Below are 11589 nucleotides of genomic sequence, written 5' to 3' on the forward strand. Positions count from 1 at the left end.
TCGCCACGGCTCCCGTCCGCCCCCGTGCCGACCCGGGAGCTTCCGCATGGGAGAGCGCAGGAACGACAGCCCCGTCGAACCTCGCCGCGCCGGAGCCCCGCCTCATCCGTGATAGACCGACGCGGCCGCCCCCGCGCGGCGCCGACCGAGAGCCCCGCCGCATGATCGAGCCGAAGCCGGTCTTCGACGACCTCACCGCCTTCCACCTCGCCCGCGGCATCGCGCGCTGGGGCTGGACCGTGGGGGCGCACAGCTACGGCAACCCACGGGTGCTGGAGCCGGAATCGGCACGGCTTCACATCGGGCGCTTCTGCTCGATCGGACCGAACGTCACCATCGCGCTCGGCAACCACCGCACGGACCTCGTGACCACCTACCCGTTCAAGGCGCTCGCGGCCTTCTGGCCGAACGCGGCGGCCGGCGCGCACGACCACGCCACGCGCGGCGACGTCGTGCTCGGCGACGAGGTCTGGCTCGGCGCCAACAGCACGATCCTGTCCGGCGTCACCGTCGGCAGCGGGGCGGTCGTGGGCGCCGGCGCCGTGGTGCGCCGCGACGTGCCGGCCTACGCCATCGTCACCGGCAACCCGGCGACCGTCCTGCGCCATCGCTTCGATGCCGAGACCATCGCGCGGCTGCTGCGCGTGTGCTGGTGGGCCTGGGACGACGCGCGGATCGCCGACCACCTGCCGCTGATCCTCGGCGCCGACATCGAGGCCTTCCTGGCGCGGGCCGAGGCCGTGCCGGACGCGCGCAAGCGGGCGCCCAGGCCGCGCAAACCGAAACCGAAACCCGAGGCGTGAGGTCGGGCGCAGGTGCGCCGTCGCCGTTGCGCGTCGGGGCCGGTTCTCGCTATCCCTCTCGTCATCCCCTTGAGTGCCGGCCTCCCGGCCGCCGCGCCGCGCCGTCGAAGGACCGTATGCCCACCGCACCCACGCCCAGGGACATCCTCGCCACCCTCGTGGCGTTCGACACCACCAGCGCGCTGACGAACCTGCCGCTGATCGACTGGGTCCAGGACTTCGCGGAGAGCCACGGCGCCGCGGTCGAGCGGGTGGTGGACGAGACCGGCGAGAAGGCCGCCCTGTGGATCACGGTCGGGCCGGCCGAGGTGCCGGGCTACGTGCTGTCCGGCCACAGCGACGTGGTGCCGGTGGCGGGCCAGGCCTGGACCCACGACCCGTTCCAGCTCGCCGAGGTCGACGGACGCCTCTACGGCCGCGGCACCTCGGACATGAAGGGCTTTTTGGCCGTCTGCCTCGCGCTCCTGCCGGAGATGGCGGCGGCGCCGCTCGCCCGTCCGCTGCACATCGCGCTGTCCTACGACGAGGAGGTCGGATGCCTCGGCGTGCGCCCCCTGATCGCGCGGATGCGGGATAGGGGGCTCGCGCCGCTCGGGTGCTTCGTCGGCGAGCCGACCGGCATGGAGGTCGTCACCGGGCACAAGGGCAAGCACGCCGCCCGCGTCACCTTCCGCGGCAAGGCCTGTCACTCGGCGCTGGCGCCGTCCGGCGTCAACGCGGTGGAATATGCCGCGCGCTTCATCCTCCACGTCAAGCAGGCGGCCGACGCGCTGGCCGCGTCCGGCGCCCGCGACCCGCTCTACGACGTGCCGCACACGACCGGGCTCAGCAGCGTCGTCCACGGCGGCACCGCGCTCAACATCGTGCCCGATCTCTGCAGCGTCGACTTCGAGTTCCGGGCCATCGGCGCCGACGACGCCGGTGCGCTCGCCCGCAGCGCGATCGCCTTCGCCACCGAAACGCTCGCTACGGAGATGGCCGGGCGCGACCCGTCCTGCGGCGTCGAGATCGCGCCGCTGATCGACTATCCCGGCCTCGAGACCGCGGTCGATTCCGAGCTGGTGACGCTGGCCAAGCGCCTCGCCGGGCGCAACGGCCACGCCAAGGTCTCGTTCGGCACCGAGGGCGGGCTGTTCCAGGCGCTCGGCGACGTGCCGGCGGTGGTGATCGGCCCCGGCTCGATCGCACGCGCCCACAAGGCCGACGAATTCATCACGCTCGCCGAGCTCGACGCCTGCGCCGCCTTCGTGCGCCGGCTGATCGCCGACAGCCGCGCGGGGTGAGGCCGGTCGACCCGGCACGGGGCGGCCCTATCTATCGAAGTCGAACCGCCGCTTCCGGTGGGGACGCAGGTCCCCTCTCCCGTTCGGGAGAGGGGCAGGGTGAGGGGCGAGCCCTCTCCGGATGAACCTGTCCCCTCACCCCAACCCTCTCTCGAACGGGAGAGGGAGCCGGGACGGCGATCCCCACAGGACACCCCATGCGCCAGAACAAGCTCGGCCGGACCGGCCTCTTCGTCTCGGAACTCTGCCTCGGCACGATGACCTTCGGCGGCGGAGAGGGGATGTGGCGGCAGATCGGCGCCCTCGACCAGGCGGAGGCCGAGCGCCTCGTCGGCCGCGCGATCGATGCCGGGATCAACTTCCTCGACACGGCGGACGTCTACGCCGAGGGCCTGTCGGAGCAGATCACCGGCCAGGCCCTGAAGAACCTGAAGGTGCCGCGCGAGAACGTGGTGGTCGCGACCAAGGCCTACGGGCCGACCGGCACGGGTGCGAATTCCCGCGGCGCTTCGCGGGTGCACCTGCTCGATGCGGTGAAGGCGAGCCTGAAGCGGCTGCAGCTCGACCACATCGACCTCTACCAGATCCACGGCTTCGATCCGGCGACGCCGATCGAGGAGACGGTGCGGGCCCTCGACATCCTCGTGCAGCACGGCCACGTCCGCTACGTCGGCGTCTCGAACTGGGCGGCGTGGCAGATCGTGAAGGCGCTCGGCATCTCCGAGCGCGAGGGGCTGGCCCGCTTCGAGAGCCTGCAGGCCTACTACACGCTGGCCGGCCGCGACCTCGAGCGCGAGATCGTGCCGATGCTCGAGAGCGAGCGCCTCGGCCTGATGGTCTGGAGCCCGCTCGCCGGCGGCCTGCTCTCGGGCAAGTATTCCGGAGACGCGAACGGAGACGGCCGCCGCGCCGCGTTCGACTTCCCGCCGGTGGAGCGCAGCCGCGCCGAATCCTGCATCGACGCGATGCGGCCGATGGCGGCCGCCCGGAACGTGTCGATCGCACAGATCGCGCTGGCGTGGCTGCTGCACCGGCGCGTGGTGTCGAGCGTCATCGTCGGCGCCAAGCGCCTCGACCAGCTCGACGACAACATCGCCGCGACGCAGGTGGACCTGAGCGAGGCCGAGCTCGACGCCCTCGACGCGGTGAGCGTGCTGCCGCGCGAGTACCCGGGCTGGATGTTCGAGACCCAAGGCGCGCGGGCGAAGCAGCTCGCCGAGGCCGGGCGCAAGAACGCCCGATGACGACGAAGCCGGCGTGACGGACCCGAGGTGACGCGATCCGCCCGCCCGCGATCGCTTGCGGGTGGCCGCCATTGCCACGGCGGGGGTCGAGGCCTAGCTCGTGCCTGCCCCCAAGAGGGTCGGCGCCGGGTCCTCCGGCGCGCGCCGCCATTTCGTCGGAGACGCCCATCATGATCCGGACCCTCGCTCTGCCCGTCCTCGCGCTCGTCGCCGGCACGGTGCCGGGCTACGCCATCGACGTCGCGAAGACCGCCACCGTCGCCACCCCGCCCGCCAAGGTCTGGCAGACCATCGGCGACTTCTGCGGCATCGGCGACTGGCACCCGGCGGTCGAGAAGTGCGCGCCCTCCGAGAAGGACGGCATGAAGGTCCGCACCCTCTCGCTCAAGGGCGGCGGCACGCTGGTCGAGGAGCAGGTCTCCCGCGACGACAAGGTGATGAGCTACACCTACACGATCCTGTCCGGCCCGCTGCCGGTCTCCGACTACAAGTCGACCCTCTCGGTCGCCCCGGACGGCACCGGCTCGAAGCTGAGCTGGACCGGCACCTTCAACGCTAAGGGCGCCCCGGACACCGTCGCCACCGACGCGATCTCCGGCATCTACGAGTCGGGCCTGAAGGCCATCGCCGACAAGGCGAAGTAAGCCGGCGAAACAAGATCTGCTCGGGCTTCCCCTCTCCCCGCTCGCGGGGAGAGGCCCGCAGGCACCTTGTCGTGCCTGCGGGAAGCGGAGGCGAAGCCGAAGCGGCGGTGAGGGGGAGCGAACGGACGAGCCTCTCTCGTCGAAGCCCCCTCACCGTCGGCTGCCGCCTCGCCGCGCCGACGACGGGGTCGTCGCGGCCCTCTCCCCGCGTGCGGGGAGAGGGGGACGCACGTCCACTGGGCGATCCACGGACGCACTGGCGGATCGCATCGAACGATTGACCGGCCGGCGGCGCGGGCTCAAAAACCGTCCGGCGCACGCTGCGCCGTATCAGGGAAAGCCGCCCGTGCCGACCAAGATCTCTGGATTTTCGCTCGCCGCCCTCCTCGTCGCCGGCGCGCTCGCCGGCTGCCAGCAGAAGGCCGCGGCGCCCGCAATCGTCGCGGCGGCGGCGCCCGCGCCCGTGGTTCTGCCGCAGGGCTCCGGCTGCGGCCCGGCGATCGGCCGGACGCAAGCCGTGGTCGACAGCGACGTCGCCACGGGCAACCTCAACAAGCCGGTCGGGGACCGGTTCAGCGCGGACCTCGCCCACGCCTCGGCGGCCTGCGCCGCCGGCCGCGACGGCGAGGCCTTGCACCTGCTCGCCGCCGCCAAGAGCCGCTACGGCTATCCGTAGGCTCGCGACGCGGGGTCGGCGTTGAATCGGCCTGGTCCCGAACGGCGAAAGGCGCCCCGCCGTGGCGGAGCGCCTTCCTGGATGCAGACCTGAAAGCCGACGGGCGTGGAGCCCGCCGTCCTACCGATGGCTCAGCGGCCGCCGCTGCTGCCGGTCGAGCCGATGCGCGATGGCTGGCCCGCGTTGCCGGCGGCGGCCGAGTCGGTGGCGATGCCGTCGGCGGCCCGGCCGGTCGGCGAGTAGGTGGCGGCGGCGTCCCCGCCGGTCGAATTGGTCTGACGCGTCACGACGCCCGGCGCGCCGGGCGGCACGATCACGGTGGTGCTCGTCGGCGTCTCGATCATCTGGGCGAGGGCGGGGCTGGCGAGGCCGAGGGCGAGCGCCGCGGCGAGGACGAGTCTGGTCATGGTCGGGCCTGAAATGGAGGTCGGGACGCGAACGCCCCCGAGCCTCCACAACGTGGCTTGCGCGCAATCGATCCCCGGCCCGCGGCGATGGGCGCCATGCCGCACGAGGCGGGCTTGGCGCGGGGCCACGCAAGACCGCGTCAGATCGCGAAAGACCGCGTCAGATCACGAAGAGCGGGTTCAGGCCCGACTTGCGAAACCCTTCCTCGACGATCTTGAGGTCGAGGCCGTAGGAGGCGACGTCGTCGGCCACCGGTTCGAGCACGGGGTCGCGGTGCTGGTGCAGGTGCTTGATGTAGCTGTGGCAGGTGCCGCAGGTCTCGACCTGGATGTCCTTCGAGACCTCGTCGAGGCTCTGGTAGCTGATCGCCTCGCCCGAGCCGCAGGCGGTGCAGCGGATGCGAACGTGGTTCCACTGGCTGCCGCAGAGCGAGCAGGCGAGGTAGCGCGCCTTGTCGGCGGGAGTCCAGGCGACGATCAGGCTCGCCACCGGCGCCCCGCCGCAACACGGGCAGACGCCGTCGGCCACCGCCTTGAGGGCGGTGCGGTCGAGGCCGGCGGCGGCCTCCGACAGGCAGACCTGGAGGGCGGCCGCGACGAACACGCATTCGGCCATGCGCGCCACCGGGAACGCGCCCTCGAACACCTGTATGCCGAGGTCGAGGCGCTCGTCCGCGCTGGCCGCACGGAGCGCCGCCACCGCGTCGTGGGCGGCCTGCGGCGCCGGGCCGAGGTCGAGGGCGTCGAGCAGCGCGTCGAGGCAGGCGGGGAAGGCGTCGGGCGCCTCGAGGGTGTGCCGGGAGATCGGCGGCATGCCGTGCTCGAGCCGCATCGCCACGTCGGGATGGGGCTCGGCGGGCGGGACGCCCCGCGCAGCGCGAGAGGCTTGAACCGCGGCTTGCGCCGTGGCGATGCGGGCGAGCAGGTCGAGGTAGCCGCCCATCGGGTGGTCGGGCGCGAGGCGCTGCAGGCGCAGGGCGCGGTTCGCGAACAGGTCGGCGGGGACGGGGAGCTGGACGAAAGGCACCGAGCCGGCGATGCCGATCCGGTCCGGATCGGGCTGCAACTCGTGGAGCTTGGGGCGTTTCGGGGCCTGGGCGGCTTCGTCGCCCGCGGGATTTTGCCCCGCGGGCTCGGCCGCGGGGGTGCGCTTGAAGAAACGGGCCAAGGCGTCAGTGCCCGCGCTTGTCGGTGGAGCCGCGCTGGCGCTTGCCGCCGGCGATCTGCCGGAACCACTTGCGATGGTGGCGATAGGCCCAGCCGCCGGTGACGGTGCCGCGCACCATCGCCCGGCCGGTGCCGCGCACCCAGATGCCGGCATAGATGTGCACGACGATGATCGCGATTGCGATGACCGCGGCCAGTGAATGCGCCAGCAGCGCCCAGCGCTTCGTCTCGATGACGGTGTAGGTGTAGAAATACTGGTCCCAGATCACCAGGCCGGTGACGAACATGATCCCGATCAGGGCGGTCTGACCCCAGAACACGCCCTTCTGGCCGGCATTGTACTTGCCGAGCTCGGGCAGCCGGTCCTCGCGGTTGGTCACCACGTCGCCGATCTTCATCGACCAGGCGACGTCGTCCTTGTTGGGGATGTTGAGCTTCCAGAACCGCAGGAACAGCAGCGCGAAGCTGACGGCCAGCGCCACGCCGAACCACGGGTGGATCGCCCGCGTCGCCTGGCCGCCGCCGAAGATGCCGGTGAGCGAGAACAGGTAGGGCGTGAACATCGCCAGGCCCGAGAGGGTCAGCAGGGTGAACAGGATCGCGGTGATCCAGTGGTTGACCCGCTGCAGACCGGTGTAGCGCGGGACGTACAGCACCTCGGGCGCCTCGTGCACCTCACGCAGGGGGCGCGCGTCGCCGTCTCGGATGTCGGTGTGAACGGTCATCGAATCTGCTTCTCTCGAATGGCGGCACGAAACGGAGCCGGGACGCGGGCGGTCGCCGCGCCCGCGGCCACCGATGCGTCCCGGCGATCTCGACCCGAGGCGGCGGCGAATGTGCGCCGCCTCGATTCCGTCAGTGCGGCCGGTTCTCGCCGCCCTCGGCGCCACGGCGTTTCTCGTGGTCGTACTCGATCGCCTCTTCCTCTTCCTCGGCGACGACCTCGTTCGGCCCCGCCGTGACGTAGTGGAAGAAGCCGGCGACCGCAGCGAAGCCCATCGCGGCGAGCCCGAACACCTTGGCGCCGCCCTTCCAGAAGGCGACCAGCGGCGAGATCTTCGGGTCGAGCGGCAGGCCGGCATAGAGCTGCGGCTTGTCGGCGTGGTGGAGCACGTACATCACGTGCGTGCCGCCGACGCCGGCCGGGTCGTACAGGCCGGCATGCTCGAAGCCGCGCGACTTGAGGTCGATCACGCGGGTCTGCGCCTGCTCGATCATCGCGGCCTTGGTGCCGAACATGATCGAGCCGGTGGGGCACGCCTTGGCGCAGGCGGGCGCTTGGCCGACGGCCACGCGGTCCGAGCACAGCGTGCACTTGTACGCCTTGTGGTCCTTCTCGGAGATGCGCGGGATGTTGAACGGGCAGCCCTTCACGCAGTAGCCGCAGCCGATGCAGTTCTCCTCGATGAAGTCGACGATGCCGTTGGAGTACTGCACGATCGCGCCCGGGGACGGGCACGCCTTGAGGCAGCCCGGATCGGTGCAGTGCATGCAGCCGTCCTTGCGGATCAGCCATTCGAGGTTGTTGGTCGCCTCGTTCTCGTATTCCGTGAACCGCATCAGGGTCCACGTCTTCGGCGTGAGGTCGTGCGGGTTGTCGTAGACGCCGACGTTGACGCCGACGTCGTCCCGCAGGTCGTTCCACTCCTCGCAGGCCGACTGGCAGGCCTTGCAGCCGATGCACTTCGACACGTCGATGAGTTTGGCGACCTCCATGTGGGAGCGGATGGCCGGCGGCGTCTCCGTGGAGGCGGAGCGCTGCCGGATGTCGAGGGAGCTGTAATCGGCCATTGTCTGATGCTCCCCTTACGCGACCGCGTCCGACGGCGGCGTCGTCGGCTCGATGTTGACGAGCCACGCCTTGAACTCGGGCGTCTCGGTGTTGGCGTCGCCGACCACCGGGGTGAGCGAGTTCGGGTGCCATCCCTTCTTCGTCTGGCCCATGAAGCCCCAATGCTGCGGGATGCCGACCACGTGGACGGCCTTCCCGTCGCACATCAGCGGCTTGATGCGCTTGGTGACGACGGCCTTGGCCTTGAGCGAGCCGCGCTTGGACCAGACCCGGACCCAGCCGCCCTTCACGATGCCCTTCTCCTTCGCGAGCTGCTCGGAGATCTCGACGAAGGCCTCCGGCTGGAGGATCGCGTTGATCCGGGCGTGCTTGGTCCAGCCATGGAAGTGCTCGGTCAGCCGGTAGCTCGTCGCCGCGTAGGGGAACTCTTCCGCGGTGCCGAGGTCGGCCAGGTCGTCCTTGAAGATCCGCGACGCCGGATTGCCCTTCACCCGCGGGAACGGGATGTTGGCCATCGGCGACTCGAACGGCTCGTAGTGCGTCGGGAACGGCCCGTCGCGCATCAGGCCGCGGGTCCACAGGCGGGCGACGCCCTCCTGGTTGAGGATGAACGGGCCGACGCCCTTATCGGGGGCGACGGTGACGCCGTAGTCCGGCACGTCGAAGCCGACCCACTGCTTGCCGTTCCACTCGATGAGCTTCTTCTTCTCCGACCACGGCTTCCCTTCCGGGTCGCACGAGGCGCGGTTGTAGAGCACGCGGCGGTTGGCCGGCCAGGCGAAGGCCCAGTTCGGCGCGATGCCGCGGTCGCCCGGATCCGCGTTGTCGCGGCGGGCCATGGTGTTGCCCTTCTCGGTGTAGCAGCCCGAGTAGATCCAGCAGCCGCAGGCGGTGGTGCCGTCGTCCTTGAGCTGGGCGAAGCCGTCGACCTGGCGGCCGGCGGGCAGGGTCTGCCCGTCGAGGCCCGGCGTCGGGGCGAGCGTGTAGCCGTTCATCTCGCGAGCGAGCTCGGTCGGCGTTGGCTCGTGGGCGATCGCGTAGTTCCAGGTCAGGTTGACGATCGGGTCCGGGAAGGCGCCGCCCTCCTTCTGATACATCTCCTTCATGCGCAGGAAGATGCCCGCCATGATGTCGATGTCGGGCTTGCACTCGCCCGGAGCGTCCTGAGCCTGCCAGTGCCATTGCAGCCAGCGGCTGGAGTTGGAGAGCGAGCCCTCCTCCTCGGCGAACAGCGTGGTCGGCAGCTCGAACACCTCGGTCTGGATCGAGGCGGTGTCCACGTCGTTGTACTCGCCGTGGTTCTCCCAGAACCGCGCGGTCTCGGTCTTGAGCGGGTCCATCACCACGATGAACTTCATCTTGGAGAAGGCTTCCGTCATCTTGGCGCGATTGGGGAACGACATCAGGCAATTGAAGCCCTGGATGAAGTACCCGGTCATCTTGCCTTGCTTCGCCAGCTCGAAGCCGCGCAGCACGTCGTAGGTCGGCACGTCGAGCTTGGGCAGGTAGTCGTAGGCCCAGTCGTTCTCCTTGGTCGCCTTCTCGCCCCACATCGCCTTCTGGAACGAGACGAAGAACTTGTTGTAGTTCTGCCAGTAGCTGGTCTGCCCCGGCCGCAGCGGCTTGAACTCGCGCTTGGACGCGTAGTCCTTGTAGGTCGGCTCCTTCTCGATCGGGATGTTCAGGTAGCCGGGGATGAGGTTGCTCATCAGCCCGAGGTCCGTCAGCCCCTGGATGTTAGAGTGGCCGCGCAAGGCCTGCATGCCGCCACCCAACATGCCGATGTTGCCGAGCAACGTCTGCACGATGCACATCGAGCGGATGTTCTGCGAGCCCTTGGAGTGGTGCGTCCAGCCGAGAGCATAGAGCGAAGCCATCGTCCGGTCGGGCGTCGAGGTCGTGGCGATGAGCTCGCAGACCTTGAGGAAGGTCTCCTGCGGCGAGCCGCAGATCCGCGACACCATCTCGGGCGTGTAGATCGCGACGTGCTTCTTCAGCAGCTGCATGACGCAACGCGGGTGCTGCATCGTCTCGTCGACGACCGCGTACCCGTCGGGACCGATCTCGTAGTCCCAGGTCGACTTGTCGTAGTCGCGCTTCTCGGGATCGTAGCCGGCAAACAGCCCGTCCTGGAAGTCGTAGCCTTCGCGCACGACGTAGCCGGCGTTGGAATATGCCGCGACGTAGCGATGCTGCAGCTTGTCGTTGTCGAGCAGGTACTTGGTCACGCCCGACAGGAACGCGATGTCGGTCCCCTGGCGGATCGGGCAGTATAGGTCGGCCACCGACGCCGTGCGGGTGAAGCGCGGGTCGACGACGATCAGCTTGGCGTTGTTGTGGGCCTTGGCCTCGACCACCCACTTGAAGCCGCAGGGGTGCGCCTCAGCGGCGTTGCCGCCCATGACGGTGATGACGTCCGCGTGCTTGATGTCCATCCAGAGGTTGGTCATCGCACCGCGGCCGAAGGAGGGCGCCAGACTGGCGACCGATGGGCCGTGTCAAACCCTGGCCTGGTTATCGAAGACCAGGGCCCCCATGCTTCGGACCGTCTTGTAGGTGAGCCACGCGGTCTCGTTGGAGGTCGCCGAGGCGCCGAGGAAGCCCATCGTGGTCCAGCGGTTGACCGTGAGGTCGCCGTTCTTGGCCACGAAGTTCTTGTCGCGATCCTCCTTCATCAGCCGGGCGATCCGCTCGAAGGCGAAGTCCCAGGAGACGCGCTTGAACTCCTTGGAGCCGGCCTCGCGGTGCAGCGGGTACTTCGTCCGGGTCTCGGCCTGGATGAAGTCGAGCAGCGCCGAGCCCTTCGGGCAGAGCGTGCCGCGGTTGATCGGGTGGTCGGGGTCGCCCTCGACGTGCATCACCGCAGAGCGGGCGTTCTTCGACTTGTCGCCGAGGCTGTAGAGGATGACGCCGCAGGCCACCGAACAGTAGGGGCAGGTGTTACGGGTCTCGCGCATCTGCGCGAGCTTGAAGGGGCGGACCGCCGCCGCCATCGCCGGCTCGAGGCCGCCGAAGCCGAGGGCGCCGAGGGAGCCACCCGCGAGGGTGATGGCGCCACCCTTCAGCAGGCCGCGCCGTGAGACCTGAATCGTCATCCGAGTATCCCGATCAGAGCTGGACTAATTCCAGCATGCTTCCCAGGATTGCCGGCCCGAGGCAAGTGCGGTTCCGTGACACAGATCGGGCGGATATCGCGCTGCAATACGCACGATTTACCAGCTCGTTCAATCCGCTAGCGGAAACCGGAATTATTTCGACGGAATGGCCGGGTTCTGTCCTGACGGCCCCGGGGTGCGGTGGTCGAGGGGTGCCTGCGGCTCGGTGCCCGAGGAGGAGCCGGTGTCGGCGCCCGGCACCTTCCGCTCCCGGTTCTCCGCCGTGGAGTTGCCGCCCGGGTTGGGCGCATCCTTGGCCGCTGATTCCTCGCGCGGCACGGGGGCCTGGCTCCAGCCGTCGTTGGCGCTGCGGCTCTTGTCGCCCATCGCGTCGACGCCCTTGATGTCGCCGGGCTTGGTCTGGGCGTGGCCGGGGGTGCAGGCGAGCGCGAGCGCCAGGGCTGCGGCTGCTGAGAGG

The 11589-nt window shown here is 69.9% G+C and carries 11 protein-coding genes; 5 read left to right on the forward strand and 6 right to left on the reverse strand.

Features of this window, described 5'->3' with window-relative positions; genetic code table 11:
* Positions 1–161 precede the first annotated feature (161 nt).
* From FV234_RS26965 to FV234_RS18400, 5 genes are all read left to right on the forward strand, one after another.
* On the forward strand, positions 162–803 hold the full coding sequence (locus FV234_RS26965; RefSeq protein WP_147753868.1) for a CatB-related O-acetyltransferase: 642 nt from the start codon (positions 162–164) through the stop codon (positions 801–803).
* Positions 804–919: 116 nt separating this feature from the next.
* Positions 920–2086: an acetylornithine deacetylase gene (argE, locus tag FV234_RS18375; RefSeq protein ID WP_147815303.1), complete on the forward strand. Its 1167-nt coding sequence runs from the start codon at positions 920–922 to the stop codon at positions 2084–2086.
* A 197-nt stretch (positions 2087–2283) separates the two neighbouring features.
* Positions 2284–3330, forward strand: coding sequence for an aldo/keto reductase (locus FV234_RS18385; RefSeq protein WP_147830897.1), 1047 nt, complete (start codon positions 2284–2286; stop codon positions 3328–3330).
* Positions 3331–3500: 170 nt separating this feature from the next.
* Entirely contained in the window at positions 3501–3974 is a 474-nt protein-coding gene (locus FV234_RS18390) for an SRPBCC family protein (RefSeq protein ID WP_147830899.1), read from the forward strand.
* Positions 3975–4320: 346 nt separating this feature from the next.
* A complete protein-coding gene (locus FV234_RS18400) occupies positions 4321–4650 on the forward strand; it encodes a hypothetical protein (protein ID WP_147753873.1) in 330 nt (109 codons plus the stop codon).
* 131 nt (positions 4651–4781) lie between these two features.
* Here FV234_RS18400 and FV234_RS18405 read toward each other — a convergent pair whose 3' ends face one another.
* From FV234_RS18405 to FV234_RS18430, 6 genes are all read right to left on the reverse strand, one after another.
* Positions 4782–5057, reverse strand: coding sequence for a hypothetical protein (locus tag FV234_RS18405; RefSeq protein WP_147830901.1), 276 nt, complete (start codon positions 5055–5057; stop codon positions 4782–4784).
* Positions 5058–5217: 160 nt separating this feature from the next.
* The gene (gene fdhE, locus FV234_RS18410; protein WP_147830903.1) at positions 5218–6225 is read right to left on the reverse strand and encodes a formate dehydrogenase accessory protein FdhE; all 1008 of its coding nucleotides are present in this window, start codon (positions 6223–6225) and stop codon (positions 5218–5220) included.
* Positions 6226–6229: 4 nt separating this feature from the next.
* The gene (locus tag FV234_RS18415) at positions 6230–6949 is read right to left on the reverse strand and encodes a formate dehydrogenase subunit gamma (RefSeq protein ID WP_147764735.1); all 720 of its coding nucleotides are present in this window, start codon (positions 6947–6949) and stop codon (positions 6230–6232) included.
* Positions 6950–7079: 130 nt separating this feature from the next.
* Positions 7080–8015, reverse strand: a complete 936-nt coding sequence (gene fdxH / locus FV234_RS18420; RefSeq protein WP_147753877.1) for a formate dehydrogenase subunit beta — start codon at positions 8013–8015, stop codon at positions 7080–7082.
* A gap of 15 nt (positions 8016–8030) precedes the next feature.
* Entirely contained in the window at positions 8031–11111 is a 3081-nt protein-coding gene (fdnG, locus tag FV234_RS18425) for a formate dehydrogenase-N subunit alpha (RefSeq protein WP_147814947.1), read from the reverse strand.
* 153 nt (positions 11112–11264) lie between these two features.
* Positions 11265–11570 carry a hypothetical protein gene (locus tag FV234_RS18430; protein WP_147764745.1) on the reverse strand — a complete coding sequence of 102 codons (306 nt, stop codon included), beginning with the start codon at positions 11568–11570 and terminating at the stop codon, positions 11265–11267.
* Between the last annotated feature and the right edge of the window lie 19 nt (positions 11571–11589).

The sequence above is a fragment of the Methylobacterium sp. WL8 genome (assembly GCF_008040045.1).
Lineage (GTDB): Bacteria > Pseudomonadota > Alphaproteobacteria > Rhizobiales > Beijerinckiaceae > Methylobacterium > Methylobacterium cerastii.